This is a genomic window from Streptomyces sp. NBC_01775 (assembly GCF_035917675.1).
In the GTDB taxonomy this organism is placed as follows: Bacteria; Actinomycetota; Actinomycetes; order Streptomycetales; family Streptomycetaceae; genus Streptomyces.
On sequence record NZ_CP109104.1, the window covers coordinates 3,275,271 to 3,293,253 of the forward strand.

Here is a 17,983-nt window from a genome sequence, read left to right on the forward strand (position 1 = left end):
ACATGTGGCCTCACGTGTTCACCATCACAGGTGGAAGCACACTGTCTCACGCGCGTCGCACAGGGAACCCGCAAAGTGTTCGCCATCAGCGGGTGCGTGCGGGCGTGCGCCCCTGGTGACTCACTCCTAGTCTCGAAAGACGGACCCTCGCGAAAGGGTCCTCACCTGGAAAGGGGGAGCCGGCATGACTGCCGACCAGGCCCGTCCGGAATCCATTGACGACGTCTACGACGCCTATGAGTCCTACGAGCAAGAGCCCGAGGAGACCGAAAGCGATCCCGAGGCCTCGGAGGCGGACGCCGCCGAACAGCAGGCGGAACTGCTGCGACAGCGCGATGAGCCGCTCACCGACCGTGATCTCGACGAGGTCGACCCGGCCGACGCGATGGAGCAGGCACGGGTGGTGGAGCTAAACGAGGACGAGTACCGATAAAGCCCCCGCAACCGGCGACCGCCGGTGAATTTCTCCGCCCGCGGACCCCCCACTCCTGTTACCGAAAAGTACGATGGCGGCGCAGCGCACTTCGCGCTCAGAACATTCAGGGAGGCGGCGTGACAGCCATCGAGCAGACCGAGGCGCGCCCGCGTGGCACGCGTCTGCCCCGCCGGGCCCGACGCAATCAACTTCTGGGCGCAGCCCAGGAGGTCTTCGTCGCGCAGGGATATCACGCGGCGGCGATGGACGACATCGCCGACCGTGCAGGGGTCAGCAAGCCCGTGCTCTACCAGCACTTCCCGGGCAAGCTCGACCTGTATCTCGCCCTTCTCGACCAGCACTGCGACGCGCTGCTCCAAGCCGTGCGCGCGGCTCTGGCCTCCACCACGGACAACAAACAGCGGGTGGCGGCCACCATGGACGCCTATTTCGGGTTCGTCCAGGACGAGGGCGCCGCCTTCCGGCTGGTCTTCGAGTCGGACCTGACGAACGAGCCCGCGGTGCGCGAGCGCGTGGACAAGGTAAGCCTGGATTGCGCCGAGGCCGTCAGCGAGGTGATCTCCGAAGACACCAAGCTGCCGCGAGAGCAGGCGATGCTGCTGGCCGTCGGCCTGTGCGGCATGGCCCAGATCACGGCGCGCTACTGGCTGGGCGCCGGCCAGAAGATCCCCCGTGACGCGGCGGCGAAGCTGATCTCCTCCCTGTCCTGGCGCGGCATCGCGGGGTTCCCGATCCAGTGACCCGGGCGCTCGTCCGGGTTCAGGGGGCGCGGTTGTTCGCTGCGGGCGTGCGACCGCGCCCCCTGGCTCTCCCCGCTCCGGGCTAGTGTTGCTCCGTACGGCGCGGCTGACCGCGCACCACACCCCGGGCCCAGCCAGGGGAAACCCAGATCGTCGGAGGGACATAGCCGTGGAGGTCAAGATCGGCGTGCAGCAGGCGCCTCGCGAGATCGTCATCGAGAGCAAGCAGACTCCTGACGAGGTCGAGAGCGCGGTTTCGGCGGCACTTGGTGACGGCTCCAAGCTGCTCAGCCTCGCGGACGAGCACGGCCGCAAGATCCTGGTCCCGTCGGAGCGCATCGCCTACGTCGAGATCGGCGAGGCATCAGGGCGCAAGGTCGGCTTCGGCGCGATCTGACCGTCACACGCCACACGACAGCGGCCCCGGGATTCTTCCCGGGGCCGCTGTTTCATCTCCGTCCTTCAGGGGGAGTACCGGGACGACCGATTCGCATCACGGTCCCGCACCGGACAGACTCCCGAGGAGGACCTCATGATCTTGGAGGCACTCGGCTCCGCCGCCATCGGCCTCGTTCTTGCCCACGGCGCGACCAGGCGGTTCCCCGGGCGGCTCCCCGACCGCCGGCTCGTACTCGCCACGGGCCCCGTGGCCGCCCTGCTCGGCGGGCTGATCAGCCGTACCGTCCTGGGCTCCGGCCACACCCCGGTGGCGCTGGCCTGTGCGCTGGGCGTCAGCGCCGCGCTGCTGTCCCTGCTGCTGAAGGACGAGACCCCGGCACGCAGGCAGTGGCGCAGGGATCCCATGCGCGCCACCCCCGCGCCCCGCGGCTCCGCGAGTCTCAGGCAGCCAGGCCGAGCGCGGCCATCCGCTTCGTATGGGCCTCCGTGATCCGGGAGAACATCTTGCCGACCTCCGCGAGGTCGAAGCCGTCGGCCACCCCGCCCACGAGCATCGTCGAGAGCGCGTCGCGGTCGGCCACCACCCGCTGAGCCTGGGAGAGCGCCTCCCCCATCAGCCGCCGCGCCCACAGCGCCAGCCGACCGCCCACGCGCGGCTCGGCCTCGATGGCGGCGCGCACCTTCTCCACCGCGAAGCTGGAGTGGCCTGTGTCATCCAGCACACCGAGCACCAGGTCGCGGGTGTCCGAGTCGAGACGGGCGGCGACCTCGCGGTAGAAGTCGGAGGCGATCGAGTCTCCGACGTATGCCTTGATCAGCCCCTCCAGCCAGTCGGAGGGCGCGGTCTGCCGGTGGAACTCGTCCAGCGGCGCCGCGAAGGGCTCCATCGCCGCCGTGGGGTCGGCGTCGATCCGGGCCAGCCGCTCGCGCAGCTTCTCGAAGTGGTGGAACTCGGCCGACGCCATGGAGGCAAGCTCCGCCTTGTCCGCGAGGGATGGCGCCAGCTTGGCGTCCTCGGCCAGCCGCTCGAAGGCCGCCAGCTCGCCGTAGGCCAGCGCGCCCAGCAGGTCGATGACCGCGGCGCGGTAGGTGGGCTCGGCGGATGCCTGGTCCCAGTCCTGGGTGGCGGTCCCGGTGGGGCCTTCTTCCGTGGCGGCCGGTGCCTCGTTCTGGGCGGCTTCGGCGGGGGCGGTCTTGTCAGGCGTCTGCATACCTCGCACGATAGCCCTCGGCACCAGGGCGGGAAGCCCCCCGTCGGGCGCCCGGCCGCCGCAGCGGCCCTCTGAAGACTCGTACACAACAATCGCCCCGGTACACATGCGCGGATCCGGGGTACAGTGATATTGGGTCCACTGGATGCGGTGGGCTCATTGCACGAAGTTGCATGAATGCGGATGCCCGGTCGGTGGCACGATCGGCTCCGACCAGACAGCCCTCCGCCTGGCCCGTGCTCCCCGGTACGGGTCGCGCTGAGAGGGACCGCTCGCGCGAGTAGGGCGCTTGAGCGAGAGCCAGTGGTCCCGCACCGCCAGGCGGGCCGACACTTCGGCCGCCAGGGTGCGGTACGACCCTCTCCTCGCTCTCCGCCGGGTTGCCAGGCGCCGTCGCCCGCACTCGCGCGTCACACAGAAGAGGCAAACATCCTGTCCACCACCTTCCGAGATCTCGGAATTCTCTCCGAGACAGCCGAAGCCCTTGAGGCCGTCGGCATCACGTCCCCCTTTCCGATCCAGGAGATGACGCTTCCGGTCGCCCTCGCGGGCACCGATGTCATCGGCCAGGCGAAGACCGGCACCGGCAAGACGCTGGGCTTCGGCCTCCCCCTTCTCGAGTCGGTGACCGTCCCCGCCGACGTCGAGCTGGGGCGCGCGAAGCCGGAGGAGCTGACCGACGCTCCCCAGGCCCTCGTCGTCGTACCCACCCGTGAGCTGTGTCAGCAGGTCACCAACGACCTGCTCACCGCGGGCAAGGTCCGCAATGTCCGGGTCCTGTCGATCTATGGCGGCCGTGCCTACGAGCCGCAGGTCGAGGCCCTGAAGAAGGGCGTCGACGTGATCGTCGGCACCCCCGGCCGGCTGCTCGACCTGGCGGGCCAGAAGAAGCTGCGGCTGTCCGAGATCCGGACGCTCGTCCTGGACGAGGCCGACGAGATGCTCGACCTGGGCTTCCTGCCCGACGTCGAGAAGATCATCGAGATGCTGCCCACGCGGCGCCAGACGATGCTCTTCTCAGCGACGATGCCGGGCCAGGTCATCTCGCTCGCCCGCCGCTACATGAGCCAGCCCACCCACATCCGCGCCACCGCGCCGGATGACGAGGGCCAGACCGTCGCCAACACCAAGCAGCACGTCTTCCGCGCTCACAACATGGACAAGCCGGAGATGGTCTCCCGGATCCTCCAGGCCGACGGCCGCGGACTGGTGATGGTCTTCTGCCGTACGAAGCGCACGGCGGCCGACGTCGCCGAGCAGCTCGCCCGGCGCGGCTTCGCCTCCGGTGCCGTCCACGGCGACCTGGGCCAGGGGGCGCGCGAGCAGGCGCTGCGCGCCTTCCGTAACGGCAAGGTCGATGTGCTGGTCTGCACTGATGTGGCGGCGCGCGGCATCGATGTCGACAACGTCACACACGTGATCAACTACCAGACGCCCGAGGACGAGAAGACCTATCTGCACCGCATCGGACGCACCGGCCGCGCGGGCAACTCCGGCATCGCCGTCACGCTGGTCGACTGGGACGACATCCCCCGTTGGCAGCTGATCAACAAGGCGCTGGGCCTGGGCCTCGAAGACCCGGAGGAGACCTACTCCACCTCGCCGCACTTCTACGAGGCGATGGGCATCCCCGACGGCGCCAAGGGCGTGCTGCCCCGTGCCGAGCGCACCCGCGCCGGGCTGGCGGCCGAGGAGATCGAGGACCTGGGCGAGACCGGCGCCAAGCCGCGCGGAAAGTCCGCTCCGGCCGCCGAGCGTGAGCGCCCCGCGCGCCCCCGTCGTCAGCGTCAGCGCACGCGTGGCGCTCTGCGCTCCGAGGACGAGGGCGGAGAAGGCGGTAAGGGCGCACCGGCGAAGGCATCCGCTGCCCCCGCTTCCGCTTCCGCCGCCAAGGCTCAGGGCGCCGTCGCGACAGCCGAGGGCGAGCAGGTCGAGGGCGAGGCCACCGGCGCGCGCAAGCCGCGCCGCCGCCGTCGTACGCGCTCCGGCGCCGCGGCGTCCGCCGGTACCGGCACGGCCGCGCCCCAGGGCGGGCAGGCGGACGGCGGCGCGCCCGCCGAGGCCGCCGCGTCCGCGTCCGAGCCGTCCTCCTCGGGTGAGGCGCGCAAGCCGCGCAGGCGCAGCAGGACCCGCTCGGGCGCCGCGAGCCGTACGAGCGCCGCGAGCGAGGCCCCGGCCGCGCAGGCGACCGACGGCTGACGGCTGCCCGCTGCTCGCGGCCGACGGCCGCTGACGGCTGACGGCCGCTGGCTGAGCGCTGACGGTCAAGAACGGCCCGGTGCCCCTCACGAGGGGTGCCGGGTCGTTCGACGTGCGCTGCGGGTAGCGTCCTGGCATGAGCAAGCCCCCGTTCCTGGCGCTGCCTTCAGGTGTGCGCGCGTACCGCCTGGCCACCGAGCGCGGCGAGTTCGCGGTGCACGACACCGGCCCCGCCAGACACCCGGACGCGGTCGCCGGTGCGTCCGCCGATGTGCCCACCGCGCTGTTGCTGCCCGGATTCACCGGCAGCAAGGAGGACTTCATCGGTCTGCTGGAGCCGCTGGCCCGGGCCGGGATGCGTGCGGTCGCCGTGGACGGGCGCGGGCAGTTCGAGACGGGCGGTCCGCACGACGAGAGTGCCTACGCCCAGCCCGAGTTGGCCCGGGATGTGCTCGCCGTGGCCCGCGCGCTGGGGCGGGACTCGGATGGGGAGGCAGGAGCAGCCCGCCCCCTCCATCTGATGGGGCACTCGCTGGGCGGGCTGATCGCGCGCGCCGCCGTGCTGTTGGAGCCCTCCGCCTTCGCCTCGCTGACGGTGATGAGCAGCGGCCCCGCCGCCGTCGGGCCCTCGCAGCGGCAGCGCGTCGACCTGCTGCTGAGCGCGCTGCCCACAAGGGGCCTGGAGGCCATCTGGCAGCTCATGCGGGAGCTGGACCAGTCGGTGGGCTCGGCGGGAGAGGCTCCGTACTCGCGCGCGGAGGCCGAGGAGACCACGGCAGCGATGGACGCGTTCTTGCGCCGCCGCTGGCTGAGCAACGTCCCTGAACAGCTGATGGTCACGGGACGGCAGTTGCAGACGGAGCCGGACAGGGTCGGCGAACTGGCCGCGCTCTCCCTGCCCTTCCACGTGGTCTCCGGTACGGCGGACGACGCCTGGCCGGTGCCGCTGCTGGACGAGATGGCCCTGCGGCTGGGCGCCCGGCGCACCGTCGTCCCGGACACCGGCCACTCCCCGAACGCGGAGCGCCCCCAGGAGACGGCCCACGCCCTGGCCGCGTTCTGGCGCAGCCCTCCGGCCGGCGGCTGAGCTCAGCCCGTGACGGGGCCCGGGCCCGAGGCGCGGGCGGCGATCTCGGCGTAGACGTCGGGGGCCGTCGTCAGCTCCCCGAGCTCGATGTTCTTGCGGCTGCCGTGGTAGTCGCTGGATCCGGTGGCCAGGATTCCCAGGTCGGCGGCGAGGGCGTGCAGCCGGGCGCGGGTGGCGGGTTCGTGGTCGGCGTGGTCGGCCTCGACACCGTCGAGGCCGGCCTCGGCGAGTTCGGCTATCGCGCTCTCGGGGACGCACTGTCCGCGCTTGGCGGCCAGCGGGTGGGCGAAGACAGCGACCCCGCCCGCGCCCTTGATCAGCCGCAGCGCGTCGAAGGGGTTCAGCTCGTGCTTGCCGACGTAGGCGCGGCCGTCGTTGGCGATCCACTCCTCGGTGAAGGCGTCGGAGACCGTCTCGACGACGCCTGCCTCGACCATGGCAGCGGCGATGTGCGGGCGGCCCACGGTGCCGTCACCGGCGATCCGGGCGACCTGCTCCCACGTGACGGGCACGCCCAGCTCTTCCAGCTTGGCGACGATCGCCCGGGCACGCGGCACGCGGTCGTCGCGCACCAGCTCCCGCTCGCGCGCCAGTTCGGGCTCGGCGGGGTCGAAGAGGTAGGCGAGCATGTGCAGGCTGATGCCGTCCAGGCGGCAGGACAGCTCGGCGCCCCGGACCAGAGTGAGGCCCGCGGGCAGGGCCGCCATGGCCTCGGGGTGCCCCGCGACGGTGTCGTGGTCGGTCAGCGCGATCACGTCGAGGCCCGCGGCGGCGGCGTTGCGTACCAACTCGGCCGGGGTGTCGGTGCCGTCCGAGGCGGTGGAGTGGGTGTGCAGGTCGATGCGCACGGACGGGCTCTCCCTCTGCGGGATCGTTCGGGCCGGTCAGGGCCCTCGGATCTCCGGTCTGCGTGGTGGCTGATGCGTAGCGGGTGGTCGTCATGGCCGGCGCGTACTGCCGGCGCCCGGTCGGTCACCGGGGCCGACGCGACCGCCGGGTGACGGGCGCCGCGTGACGGACGCCGGGGAACGGACATGTTCAGGATAACGGCCCCGCCGGCGGCCCGGCCCGTCAGGAGATCAGGCGCGGGGAGAGCGCACCGCAGGGCAGCAGGTCGACCTCGGCGCCCGCGTCACGCAGGTCGGTGAGCACGAGTTCGTCGTAGAGCATCAGCCCGGACTGCTCGGGCCACACGATCGCCCACAGCCACAGCCCACGCGCCTCCCCGGCGAAGACGGCGCGGTCGTCGGGGGAACCGCTGACGTGCCAGAGGGGGGTGGGCCGCCCGGCGGCCAGCACCTTGGCGTGCGGGGGCTTACCGGTACATATGGCGGGACCGGGGTCGGGACCCTCGATCCCGGCGTAGCGCGCGCCGAGGCCCACGCCCAGCTCCTCGGCCACCAGAAGGAGTTCGCCGGGGCCGCCGAGGGGGCCGGGACCCGAGCAGGCGACGGCGGTCGCGCGGCCTCCGCTCCGGTCGTCGCCCGCGCTCGCGACGCCGGTGAACAGCCAGCCCACGGGCAGCGGCCAGGGCATCCAGACGGGAACCTGCGTGCGACCCACCACGACGGCGAGAGCCTCGACACTGGGTGGGATGACCGGCTGGAGCGGGTGCACGGCGCCGTGGATGCCGCACTGCCAGGTGTCGGCGAAGAGGCCGGGCGCCCTGACCCGGCTACCGCATTTCGGACAACTGGGTTCGCCCCTCATGGCCCTTAACGGTCCTACCGGGCCGCCCTCGCGTCAAGGACGATCACTCACCTGGCCCCGGCCGGCGGCGCCGTCGCAGGTGAGACGGGGGCCACTCCCGGGATATAGATGTAATTTGCAGTAATTAGCTTGCCTAATTTATTGTGTGTAGACGTCAACGACTTTCGGGGCTCGCATCCAAGGAGCGGCAGGCATGAGTGGTGATCCGTTCGACGAAGGCGGAGGCAGTCTCCTCCGCCAGCCGAAGGCCGTGTGGGCCACGGCAGGCGCTTCCGTCGTCGCCTTCATGGGCATCGGCCTGGTCGACCCGATCCTCCCTTCGATCGCCAAGGGGCTCGAGGCCACCCCGAGCCAGGTCTCACTCCTGTTCACCTCGTACTTCCTCATCACCGCCGTCGCGATGCTGGTCACCGGTTTCGTCTCCAGCAGGATCGGCGGGCGCAAGACGCTGCTGCTCGGCCTGGCGCTCGTGGTGGTCTTCGCGGCGCTCTCCGGCACCTCGGGCTCCGTCGGCGAGCTGGTCGGATTCCGGGCGGGCTGGGGCCTGGGCAACGCCCTCTTCGTCTCCACGTCGCTCGCCGTGATCGTCGGCGCGGCGGCAGGGGGCAGCGCGGCGGCCATCTTGCTCTACGAGTCGGCACTCGGGCTCGGCATGGCCTGCGGCCCGCTGCTGGGCGCGGTGCTCGGCGACGCGAGCTGGCGCTTCCCCTTCTTCGGCACGGCCATCTTGATGGCCGTCGGCTTCCTCGCCATCACGGCCTTCTTGAAGGAGCAGCCCAAGCCCGCGCGCAAGACCTCGCTGCTCGACCCCGTCAAGGCGCTCGGGCACGGCGGGCTGGCCTCGGCGGCGGCCTCGGCGTTCTTCTACAACTACGCGTTCTTCACGGTGCTCGCCTTCACACCGTTCGTGCTGAACATGTCGCCGTACCGCTCCGGCGCCGTCTTCTTCGCCTGGGGCGTGCTGCTGGCCGTCTTCTCGGTGCTGGTCGCACCCAGGCTCCAGGAGCGCTTCGGCTCGCTCAAGGTGCTGGGCACCTCGCTCGTGCTGATGGCGATCGACCTGGTGGTGCTCGGATACGGCAACCACACCACCGCCATCGTCGGCACGATCGTCTCCGGCGCGTTCATCGGCCTCAACAACACCGTCTACACGGAGCTGGCGCTCGGCGTCTCCGACGCCCCCCGTCCGGTGGCGAGCGCGGGCTACAACTTCGTGCGCTGGTTCGCCGCGGCGGCGGCCCCCTTCCTGGCGCCGAAGATCGAGGAATGGGCGAACATCCACATCCCGTTCGTGGTCGCGGCCCTGGCCGCCGCCGTGGGCGCTGTGATCGTCGGCGTCCGCCGCAAGTCCCTGACGATGGAGGCCCAGGAACTGCTCCCCGAGCACGAGGCGGAGGACGCGGCCGTCGCCCAGGGCGAGGTCCAGCCGGCCACCAGCTAGTGCCCCTCCCGGCAAACATTGCCGGTCACGGCACTAGCCCTCTTGGGAAGCTCCCCCGCGAGCCCGCCCCGCGTGATGAGCCCGTCCGTGGGATGAGCCCGTCCCCGTGTGGGGCGGGCTCAGTCGCCCAGCGGCACCGGGCCGCGCGCCGGGTCGCGCAGGTCCGTCCCGTGGCGCAGCCACCTCTCCTGAAGCGCGTCCGCACCGTGGACGCGCTTCCAGGCGGCTTCGGTCGGTGTCATCGGCAGCAGCGGCAGGAAGCGGACCGGCTCCGGCGGCGCTCCCCCAGCTCCGCCGGGAGATGCCCCCAAGGCCAGGTCCGCCACCAGTCCCCCGGGCTCGGCGACCAGGACGGAGGTGAACGGCGCCCCCGGCCACAGCGGTTCACCCGTGTCCAGGGAGGCGCCCGGGGCGACCACGACGCCCTCGACCTGAGGTGAGGCCGCCAGCACGGCCAGCGGGCGCAGCACCTTGTCGGTGTCGGCGATACCGGCCCGTACGGTCAGCAGCAGTTCGGCACGCGGCCCCCGTTCGGGGTCGGCGAGCACCTCGGCGGGGTCGGCCATGGGCGCGGACGACATGCCAAGCGTGGCGTATCGCACAGTCCCGGCGTCGGCGTCCACGAAACGCAGCACCTCGATGCGCTCCGTCCCCAGGAAGGTCACAGAGGCCCGAGCACCGGGTTCGCCCAGGGTTTCGCGCAGCCGGGAGTCGACGAGGGTCCGTACGTCAGCCATCCAGCGAGCATAGATCGCGTAAGGACGCGGCAAAGGGGCACCCGCCTCGCCACGAGGGGGCACGGGGAAGGTGGTTCCAGTGCTACCGTTGACCGCCGGTCAAGGCGTGTACACATCGTCCCCCACGGGGGCCCGGCCGGAGGAGGTGGGACCTGACATGGATCCGAGTCGACCGTGCAGTACCGGCCGTTCTTCCCACCCGGCACGTCCCCGCTCCTGAGGCCCTAACTCCCCAGTGGCGTCCCGGCGAAACCTCCAGTGAGGGCTTTCCCGGCTCAGGGCTCGCACGGCGGAAGAGCGCCCGCGTTTCGCAAAGTTCCGTCTGTCAGCGAATGCCGTCGCCACGGCCAGCGCGTGGTGCCCGCTTTGCGGACCTCCGGCTTGCCGTAGGCCCCCGTTCCGGGCAGTGCAGCGCCTTCATCCGTATCGGCGGCATGGAACGCCACCGTGGAGGGCCCCATGTCGATGATCCGAGAGCTGCGCGCCGCCGTGCGTCCGGCACTGCGCAAGGACACCCGTTCCGCTTACGGGTACGAGGGTTTTGAAAGCATCGGCTGCGCGTCGAGCAGCGCCGTCGTGGACTGCGCCGTCTACCGCGAAGGCCGGCGCGACACCGAGCACCTGGGCCCCGCCCAGGCGCTGCGCAAGGTGCGCTCCGCCGACGGGAGCAACCACCCGGGCTTCGTCTGGATCGGCCTGCACGAGCCGACCGAGGAGGAGTTCGCGGGCATCGCGCAGGAGTACGGACTGCACCCGCTGGCCGTCGAGGACGCGGTGCACGCCCACCAGCGCCCGAAGCTGGAGCGCTACGACGAGAGCCTGTTCACCGTCTTCAAGACGATCCACTACGTCGAGCACGCCGAACTGACCGCCACCAGCGAGGTGGTGGAGACCGGCGAGGTCATGTGCTTCACCGGCAGGGACTACATCATCACCGTCCGGCACGGGGGCCAGGGCTCGCTGCGCGCCCTGCGGCACCGGCTGGAGGAGGACCCCGAGCTGCTGGGCAAGGGCCCCTCGGCGGTGCTGCACGCGATCGCCGACCAGACCGTCGACGGATACCTCGCGGTGGCCGACGCCGTGCAGGACGACATCGACGAGGTGGAGATCGAGGTCTTCTCCGACCGCTCGGCCAGCGGGCGGCGCGGCGGTGACGCGAGCCGGATCTACCAGCTCAAGCGCGAGGTCCTGGAGTTCAAGCGGGCCGTCTCCCCCCTGATGCGCCCGCTGCAAATGCTCAGCGAGCGGCCGGTGCGGCTGATCGACCCGGACATCCAGAAGTACTTCCGCGACGTGGCCGACCACCTGACGCGGGTCAACGAGCAGGTGCTGGGCTTCGACGACCTGCTCAACTCCATCCTCCAGGCCAACCTCGCGCAGGCCACGGTCGCGCAGAACGAGGACATGCGGAAGATCACCGCGTGGGCCGCCATCTTCGCGGTGCCCACGATGATCGCGGGAATCTACGGCATGAACTTCGACTACATGCCCGAGACCGAGTGGACGTACGGCTATCCCGCGGTGCTGGGGCTCATCCTCGCCATCTGCTACGGCATGCACCGGGGATTCAAGCGCAACGGGTGGCTGTAGCCTGCCGCCATGACGGTGACGCCCCAGATGCCCGCGAGCCACCTCGACCGTGCGCTGGTCGAGGAGACCGCCAAGAAGTCCGGCCTCGTATGGGTGCGCGGGCCCGAGGGGCGGGCGCGCGGGCTGTGGCACGTGTGGCACGAGGGCGCCGTCTGCCTGGTGGGGGACGGCACGCTGGAACAGCCGCTCGAAGGGCTCGGGCTGAGGGACGGCGGCAGCGCGACGGTGTCCGTGCGCGGCAAGGACAAGGGCGCCCGGCTGGTCGCCTGGCCCGCGCGGGTGAGCGAACTGCCGCCGGACAGCGAGGCTTGGCAGGCGGCCGTCGCCGAGCTGAAGGCCAAGCGGCTGAACGCGCCCGACGCCGACACCATCGCCGAGCGCTGGGCGCGCGAGTGCCGGGTGCTGCGGCTGGAGCCCGCGGGCGAGCCTCTGGAGCGGCCCGGCGCGATGCCGGACGGCTCGCATGCCGCCACTCCGCCGGAGACCCCCGCCACGACCCGCCACGCGGCTCCGGCGGGGCTGCCCCGGCTGCTCTTCCGGCGCCGCAGGAAGTGACGGCACGCGCCGGGCGTCCGTCCGCGCGCGGACGGCGCCGTCGGACGGCGCCGTCGAGCCGTGCGGCTCTCGGCGCGCAGCCGTTCGCCGTTCAGCGCTGTCCGGGCGAGATCTTCCTGCCGTAGTCGACGGTCTCGCTCTTCTCCGGGGCTTTGAGCGGGAACCCGCTGTTCCACTCGCCGAGTTGGACCGTCCCCGCGCCGCCGCCGCGCTGGAGGCGCAGCGGGTAGGGGGAGCCCTTCAAGGAGACGTCGACGATGCCGCCGCGTCCCTTGCCCGCGATGACGCGGACCGTCTTGACGCCGCCCACCTCGCCACGCTCGCCCGTCTCCCGCTTGCCGTCCATCGCCAGCAGCCCGTCCAGCAGCGTGCTCATGTCGGTGAAGACGCTCAACTGCTGGTAGGCGGGGTCGCCCTGGGGGACCTTGACGTACTTGCCGCCCAGCTTGCCCGCCGCCGCCACATCGGACTTGGTGGGCTCCTTGCCGCCCTTCTCCTGCTTGGCCCAGAACTTGGCGTCCGCCTTGAGGTAGAGGTCCTTGCTCACCCGCAGCAGCTCGAAGGTGGACCCGCCCTTGGCGGAGACCTCGCCGACGCCGCCGCCGTGCTTGAGACGCATCTTGAGGCGGTAGGTCTGGCCCTTGCTGACCACGTTGCCGGAGACCCGTACGGCCTTGGCGCCCTTGGCCGCCCTTCTGGCCTTCGTCTCGATCTTCGTGGCCGACAGCTTGCCCACCCCGTTGGTGCCCTTGTCCGGGTCCTCCTCACTTCCGCACGCGCTGAGCGCGGCGATCGCTCCGGCGCAGAGGACCGCGAGAAGCGCTGCACTCCGGTGTGCGCGGGCACGTCCAGTCACGGGGGAATCCTCCTGGGGTCGGCGGCAGGACCGCACCCTACCCGGGCCCGGTACCGCCGTCGGAAGGCAGCCGTCCGGACCACACCGCCGCGCAGGTGTGGCGCCGGTCACGCTAGCCTTAACCCGGCATATATGTGGAAGAGCTCCTATAAGCGGGCAAAGCTCTACGGCTTCATACGGTCGGGCGGCACGGCCGAGGAGGGCAGGCAGCTGATGGCAGCGAGCGCGCCCCGGGTCTTCGTCTCCCATCTGGCGGGCATCGCCGTCTTCGATCCGAACGGGGACCAGGTCGGCAGGGTCCGCGACGTGGTCGCGCTGCTGGGCCGCCGACGGCTGCCGAGCGTGCTGGGGCTCGTGGTCGAGGTCGTCAGCAGGCACCGGGTCTTCCTGCCCATGACCCGGGTGACCGGCATGGAGTCGGGCCAGGTCATCACCACAGGAGTGCTCAACATCCGCCGCTTCGAGCAGCGCCCCAACGAGCACCTGGTCCTCGGCGAACTCCTGGACCGCCGCGTCACCCTCCTGGAGACCGGCGAGCAGGTGACGGTGCTCGACGTCGGCATGCACCGGCTGCCCGCCCGCCGCGAATGGGAGATCGACCGGCTGTTCGTCCGCAAGCCGCGCCGGGGCGGGGGCCTGCGCGGGCGGCGCGGCGAGACGCTGACCGCCGAGTGGGACGCGGTCACCGGCTTCGCACTGGAGGAGCCCGAACAGGGCACCGCCAACCTGCTGGCCACCTTCGAACAGCTGCGCCCCGCCGACCTGGCCAACGTGCTGCACCACCTCTCCGAGAAGCGCCGGGCCGAGGTCGCCGCGGCGCTGCACGACGACCGGCTGGCCGACGTGCTGGAGGAGCTGCCCGAGGACGACCAGGTGGAGATCATCGGCAAGCTCAAGGACGAGCGCGCCGCCGTCGTCCTGGAGGCCATGGACCCGGACGACGCCGCCGACCTGCTCGGGGAGCTGCCCGAGGACGAGAAGAACCACCTGCTGGACCTGATGCAGCCCCAGGAGGCGGCGCCGGTGCGGCGGCTGCTGTCCTACGAGGAGGGCACGGCCGGCAGCCTGATGACGACCGACCCGATCGTGCTGCGCCCCGACGCGACCGTCGCCGAGGCGCTCGCCCGCGTGCGGGACGAGGACCTGCCGGCGCCGCTGGCCTCACAGGTCTACGTCTGCCGCCCGCCGGACGAGACCCCCACGGGCCGGTACCTGGGCGTCGTGCACTTCCAACGGCTGCTGCGCGAGGCGCCGTTCGTCCTCGTCGGCGGCATCGTGGACACCGACTTGAACCCGCTGCCGCCCCGCACCTCGCTGCCCGCGCTGACCAGCTACCTGGCCGCCTACAACATCGTCTCGGCCCCGGTGGTGGACGAGGGCAGACACCTGCTGGGCGCCGTGACGGTCGACGACGTGCTCGACCACCTGCTGCCCGACGACTGGCGCGAGGCGCCGGGCCTGGGGGTACCTCCCGGCGAAGCTGGGGGAGGGCTGCCGGGGCCGGCACCGGAGGAGGGACGGCAGGATGGCTGAGCGGGAGGGCCCACGGCTGGACGTACCGCGCACACCGCGCCGGAACCTGCTGCCCGCGTACGACCCCGACGTCTTCGGGCGGACCTCCGAGCGGATCGCACGCTTCCTGGGCACCGGGCGCTTCCTCGTCTGGATGACGATCGTGATCGTCGCCTGGGTGGGCTGGAACGTCCTGGCACCGGATGCCTGGAGATTCGACGGCTACCCTTTCATCTTCCTGACCCTGGTCCTCTCCCTCCAAGCCTCGTACGCGGCCCCGCTGATCCTGCTCGCGCAGAACCGGCAGGACGACCGCGACCGGGTCAACCTGGAACAGGACCGCAAGCGCAACGAGCGCAGCATCGCCGACACCGAGTTCCTGACCCGCGAGATCGCCTCCCTGCGCATGGGCCTGGGCGAAGTCGCCACCCGCGACTGGATCCGCTCGGAACTGGCCGAACTGGTCAAGGACCTGGAATCCTCAGCTTCCTGGGCGGAGCGACCGGATGAAGAACGTTTCGGGCAACAACGGGCCGAGCGGGAGTGACGAAGCCCCTCCCCCGCCCCTTGTCCGACGCGCTTCGCGCGGCCGTACCCCCCACACCGTCACCCGACCCCCGCCCCTTATCCGACGCGCTTCGCGCGGCCGTACCATTCATGTATGCCTACCGAGAGTCCCGCCTCCTTCCCCACCGAAGACGCGGTGCGTGCCGCGCTCGCCACGGTGAACGATCCGGAGATCCACCGGCCGATCACCGATCTTGGGATGGTCAAATCCATCGGCATCGCGCCCGACGGGGCGGTCGACGTCGGGATCTATCTGACGGTCTCGGGCTGCCCCCTGCGCGAGACCATCACCGCGAACGTGACCGAGGCCGTGCAGGGCGTGCCCGGGGTGACCGGGGTCAGCGTCGAGCTGGATGTGATGAGCGACGAGCAGCGGCGCGAGCTGGCCTCCTCGCTGCGCGGCGGCAAGGCCGAGCGGGAGATCCCGTTCGCCCAGCCCGGCTCCCTCACCAGGGTCTACTGCGTGGCCTCCGGCAAGGGCGGGGTGGGCAAGTCCTCGGTGACCGTGAACCTCGCCGCCTCCATGGCGGCCGACGGGCTGAAGGTCGGCGTCGTGGACGCCGACATCTACGGCCACTCCGTGCCCCGGATGCTGGGCACCGAGGGCCGGCCCACCCAGGTCGAGGACATGATCATGCCGCCCTCGGCGCACGGCGTGAAGGTCATCTCGATCGGGATGTTCACCCCCGGCAACGCCCCCGTGGTCTGGCGCGGCCCCATGCTGCACCGGGCGCTCCAGCAGTTCCTGGCCGACGTCTACTGGGGCGACCTGGACGTGCTGCTGCTCGACCTCCCGCCCGGCACCGGTGACATCGCCATCTCCGTCGCGCAGCTGGTCCCCAACGCGGAGATCCTGGTGGTGACGACCCCGCAGCAGGCGGCTGCCGAGGTCGCCGAGCGCGCGGGCTCCATCGCCGTCCAGACCCACCAGAAGATCGTGGGCGTGGTCGAGAACATGTCGGGCATGCCCTGCCCGCACTGCGACGAGCTGATCGACGTCTTCGGCACCGGCGGCGGCAAGCAGGTCGCCGAGGGGCTGACCAGGACCACCGGCACGGAGGTGCCGGTCCTGGGCGGCATTCCGATCGACCTGCGGATGCGCGAGGGCGGTGACGAGGGCAAGCCCGTGGTGCTCAGCGACCCCGACTCCCCCGCCGGCTCCGCGCTGCGGGACATCGCGGGCAAGCTCAGCGGGCGCCAGCGCGGCCTTTCGGGGATGTCGCTGGGGCTGACCCCGAGCAACAAGTTCTGAGGCGCTCAGCCGCCCTGGAAGACCTCGGACCCCCGTACGGATGTTCTCCGTACGGGGGTCCGAGGTCTTCGGCGCTTGTCGGGCGTCGTCAGTGCCCGGCGGTCATCGGCGCTCGTGCGTCGTCAGCGCTCGTGCGTCGTCACTGCTGCTCGTATGCCGCGATGTCCTTGACGACCGCGAAGCCCAGGCCGTACGCGCTCATCCCGCGCCCGTAGGCGCCCAGATGCACTCCCTCCTGTGCCGATCCCGCCAGGACCCAGCCGTACTCGGACTCGCGGTAGTGGAAGTCGGTCGGGACCCCGTCGACCGGCAGGGACAGCGTGTTCCAGCCCTGCCCGTCCAGGTCGTCGGCCAGCTCCCAGGCCACGCCGGTCTGCTGGTCGAGCCAGTCCTGGCGCAAAGAGTGTTCCATCTCGATGGGGAAGGTGCGCGAGAGCAGGCCGGAGCCCGCCAGCCAGGCGGCCGTGGAGACGGACGTCGCCTCCAGCACCCCCGTCCCGTCGGCGCTGCGCCGCACCGGGCGGCTGGCGACCGTCACCACGACGGCGAAACTCTCATCCTCCGGGCTGGTCTCCACCCGGAGTGACGGCTCTTCTCCATGCCCCGTGGAGCAGTGCTCGACCGTGCCGTCGGCCGCTGCTCCGACCTGCATCAGCCAGCGTGGACCGGCGAAAGCCGCATCGAGGCCGTACCACGGAAAGGCGGCCATCAGAAAGCCGTCCACCGCCCGCCGCGCGCCTGGAACCCCCTGCGCGGCGGGCCCGGATTCACCGGCTAGCCGACTCGTCGTCTCCATCTGTGCGACGCCTCCTCATTGCCCTGTGCCATGGGCGGCCAACTTCCTCGGACGGCGACCCCGGACACTTGGAGGATAGCCACATGGATCCGCCGTGTCGGGCATGCCTGGGGGTTCAGGACCCGGTACGGGGGCGAGATGGACGGCAAACGCCGCAGATGTCCCAGGTGACAGAGGGGTGGGAAACCGCACCCCGGATCTGACACGCCGTCAGGTAGCGTCTGCGTCGAATGGCGGGGGGTCGCTCTTACGGAGGGCAGCGGGTGCGGGCTCGGCAGTGGCTGCCGCGCCGTCCGTCTCGGATGCCTCGCGCCGGCCCCCGGGGCCGGCCTCCTTGACCATGTCGGCCTTCTTGACCGTGTCGGCCTTGCCGGAGGAGCCGCCGGCGGCCGACGAGCGGCCGTCGGAGCCGTTCTTGCTGAGGCTCGGCCTGGCCCCGTCCGCGTCCCCGGAGCTGTTCCCGCTCTCCTTGCCGTTGACCGCGTCGGTGACCTCTGCCAGGTCCTTACGCAGGTCGAAGCTGCTGCTCAGCTCCTTGATGCCCAGTTCGTCGTTGTCCATCAGGTGCTTGCGGGCGAAGTTCTTGGGGTTCAGGTCCTCGAACTCGAAGTCCTTGAACTCGGGGCCCAGTTCGGACCTGATGTCCTCCTTGGCGCTGTCGGAGAACTGCCGCACCTTCCGGATGAAGGCGGCGACGTCCTGGATCACCTTGGGGAGCTTCTCAGGCCCGAAGACGAGCACGGCGAGGACGATGAGCGCGACCAGCTCCAGTGGTCCTATATCGAAGAACACCGTGCAGCTCCCTCACTCCGTCCACAGCCCATACGGCCAGATGTCACGGTACCCGTCTTCGGCCCGTGTGGGGGACCCCGCCCACCCTCCCCGCCTCATCACC

At 71.2% G+C, this 17,983-nt stretch carries 19 protein-coding genes; 12 read left to right on the forward strand and 7 right to left on the reverse strand.

All coding sequences use genetic code 11. The annotated features are described in order from the left end of the window. The first annotated feature begins 184 nt into the window (after window positions 1–184). The 4 genes from OHB04_RS14560 (at window position 185) to OHB04_RS14575 (ending at window position 2,065) form a co-directional block, all read left to right on the forward strand. Complete coding sequence (locus OHB04_RS14560; RefSeq protein ID WP_326688106.1) at window positions 185–433, forward strand: hypothetical protein; 249 nt, start codon at window positions 185–187, stop codon at window positions 431–433. A 119-nt stretch (window positions 434–552) separates the two neighbouring features. Beyond that, window positions 553–1,176, forward strand: coding sequence for a TetR/AcrR family transcriptional regulator (locus OHB04_RS14565; RefSeq protein ID WP_326688107.1), 624 nt, complete (start codon window positions 553–555; stop codon window positions 1,174–1,176). Between the two features lie 169 nt (window positions 1,177–1,345). Continuing rightward, complete coding sequence (locus OHB04_RS14570) at window positions 1,346–1,573, forward strand: DUF3107 domain-containing protein (RefSeq protein ID WP_326688108.1); 228 nt, start codon at window positions 1,346–1,348, stop codon at window positions 1,571–1,573. Window positions 1,574–1,708: 135 nt separating this feature from the next. After that, window positions 1,709–2,065, forward strand: a complete 357-nt coding sequence (locus tag OHB04_RS14575) for a hypothetical protein (protein WP_326688109.1) — start codon at window positions 1,709–1,711, stop codon at window positions 2,063–2,065. Here the strand turns inward: OHB04_RS14575 and OHB04_RS14580 are convergent. After that, a complete protein-coding gene (locus OHB04_RS14580) occupies window positions 2,016–2,786 on the reverse strand; it encodes a ferritin-like fold-containing protein (protein WP_326807572.1) in 771 nt (256 codons plus the stop codon). The genes OHB04_RS14575 and OHB04_RS14580 overlap by 50 nt on opposite strands. Window positions 2,787–3,311: 525 nt before the next feature. Here OHB04_RS14580 and OHB04_RS14585 point away from each other — a divergent pair. Next, window positions 3,312–4,985, forward strand: a complete 1,674-nt coding sequence (locus OHB04_RS14585; protein ID WP_326807573.1) for a DEAD/DEAH box helicase — start codon at window positions 3,312–3,314, stop codon at window positions 4,983–4,985. Between the two features lie 136 nt (window positions 4,986–5,121). Beyond that, the gene (locus OHB04_RS14590) at window positions 5,122–6,072 is read left to right on the forward strand and encodes an alpha/beta fold hydrolase (protein WP_326688112.1); all 951 of its coding nucleotides are present in this window, start codon (window positions 5,122–5,124) and stop codon (window positions 6,070–6,072) included. A gap of 2 nt (window positions 6,073–6,074) precedes the next feature. On the opposite strand, the gene OHB04_RS14595 is transcribed toward OHB04_RS14590, so the two are convergent. Both OHB04_RS14595 and OHB04_RS14600 read right to left on the reverse strand, forming a co-directional pair. Continuing rightward, window positions 6,075–6,920 carry a PHP domain-containing protein gene (locus OHB04_RS14595; protein ID WP_326688113.1) on the reverse strand — a complete coding sequence of 282 codons (846 nt, stop codon included), beginning with the start codon at window positions 6,918–6,920 and terminating at the stop codon, window positions 6,075–6,077. Between the two features lie 223 nt (window positions 6,921–7,143). Beyond that, a complete protein-coding gene (locus tag OHB04_RS14600) occupies window positions 7,144–7,782 on the reverse strand; it encodes a DUF6758 family protein (protein WP_326688114.1) in 639 nt (212 codons plus the stop codon). A 193-nt stretch (window positions 7,783–7,975) separates the two neighbouring features. On the opposite strand from OHB04_RS14600, the gene OHB04_RS14605 reads away from it, so the two are divergent. Continuing rightward, window positions 7,976–9,223 carry an MFS transporter gene (locus OHB04_RS14605; protein WP_326688115.1) on the forward strand — a complete coding sequence of 416 codons (1,248 nt, stop codon included), beginning with the start codon at window positions 7,976–7,978 and terminating at the stop codon, window positions 9,221–9,223. A gap of 119 nt (window positions 9,224–9,342) precedes the next feature. On the opposite strand, the gene OHB04_RS14610 is transcribed toward OHB04_RS14605, so the two are convergent. Then, window positions 9,343–9,960: a suppressor of fused domain protein gene (locus OHB04_RS14610; protein ID WP_326807574.1), complete on the reverse strand. Its 618-nt coding sequence runs from the start codon at window positions 9,958–9,960 to the stop codon at window positions 9,343–9,345. 459 nt (window positions 9,961–10,419) lie between these two features. Here OHB04_RS14610 and OHB04_RS14615 point away from each other — a divergent pair, with 459 nt between their 5' ends. Both OHB04_RS14615 and OHB04_RS14620 read left to right on the forward strand, forming a co-directional pair. Beyond that, complete coding sequence (locus OHB04_RS14615; protein ID WP_326688117.1) at window positions 10,420–11,550, forward strand: magnesium and cobalt transport protein CorA; 1,131 nt, start codon at window positions 10,420–10,422, stop codon at window positions 11,548–11,550. A gap of 9 nt (window positions 11,551–11,559) precedes the next feature. Next, window positions 11,560–12,105 carry a hypothetical protein gene (locus tag OHB04_RS14620; protein WP_326688118.1) on the forward strand — a complete coding sequence of 182 codons (546 nt, stop codon included), beginning with the start codon at window positions 11,560–11,562 and terminating at the stop codon, window positions 12,103–12,105. Between the two features lie 91 nt (window positions 12,106–12,196). Here OHB04_RS14620 and OHB04_RS14625 read toward each other — a convergent pair whose 3' ends face one another. Then, window positions 12,197–12,961 carry a hypothetical protein gene (locus OHB04_RS14625; RefSeq protein ID WP_326807575.1) on the reverse strand — a complete coding sequence of 255 codons (765 nt, stop codon included), beginning with the start codon at window positions 12,959–12,961 and terminating at the stop codon, window positions 12,197–12,199. A gap of 213 nt (window positions 12,962–13,174) precedes the next feature. On the opposite strand from OHB04_RS14625, the gene OHB04_RS14630 reads away from it, so the two are divergent. The 3 genes from OHB04_RS14630 to OHB04_RS14640 all read left to right on the forward strand — a co-directional run bounded on the left by OHB04_RS14630 (window position 13,175) and on the right by OHB04_RS14640 (window position 16,292). Continuing rightward, window positions 13,175–14,494 (forward strand): magnesium transporter MgtE N-terminal domain-containing protein, encoded by a 1,320-nt coding sequence (locus OHB04_RS14630; protein WP_326688120.1) that lies wholly within the window; start codon window positions 13,175–13,177, stop codon window positions 14,492–14,494. After that, window positions 14,487–15,020 carry a DUF1003 domain-containing protein gene (locus tag OHB04_RS14635; RefSeq protein WP_326688121.1) on the forward strand — a complete coding sequence of 178 codons (534 nt, stop codon included), beginning with the start codon at window positions 14,487–14,489 and terminating at the stop codon, window positions 15,018–15,020. Before OHB04_RS14630 ends, OHB04_RS14635 begins: the two co-directional genes overlap by 8 nt. Before the next feature lie 114 nt (window positions 15,021–15,134). Then, window positions 15,135–16,292, forward strand: a complete 1,158-nt coding sequence (locus OHB04_RS14640) for an Mrp/NBP35 family ATP-binding protein (protein ID WP_326688122.1) — start codon at window positions 15,135–15,137, stop codon at window positions 16,290–16,292. 139 nt (window positions 16,293–16,431) lie between these two features. On the opposite strand, the gene OHB04_RS14645 is transcribed toward OHB04_RS14640, so the two are convergent. Next, complete coding sequence (locus OHB04_RS14645; RefSeq protein ID WP_326688123.1) at window positions 16,432–17,088, reverse strand: hypothetical protein; 657 nt, start codon at window positions 17,086–17,088, stop codon at window positions 16,432–16,434. A 210-nt stretch (window positions 17,089–17,298) separates the two neighbouring features. Then, window positions 17,299–17,880, reverse strand: coding sequence for a sec-independent translocase (locus OHB04_RS14650; protein WP_326807576.1), 582 nt, complete (start codon window positions 17,878–17,880; stop codon window positions 17,299–17,301). Between the last annotated feature and the right edge of the window lie 103 nt (window positions 17,881–17,983).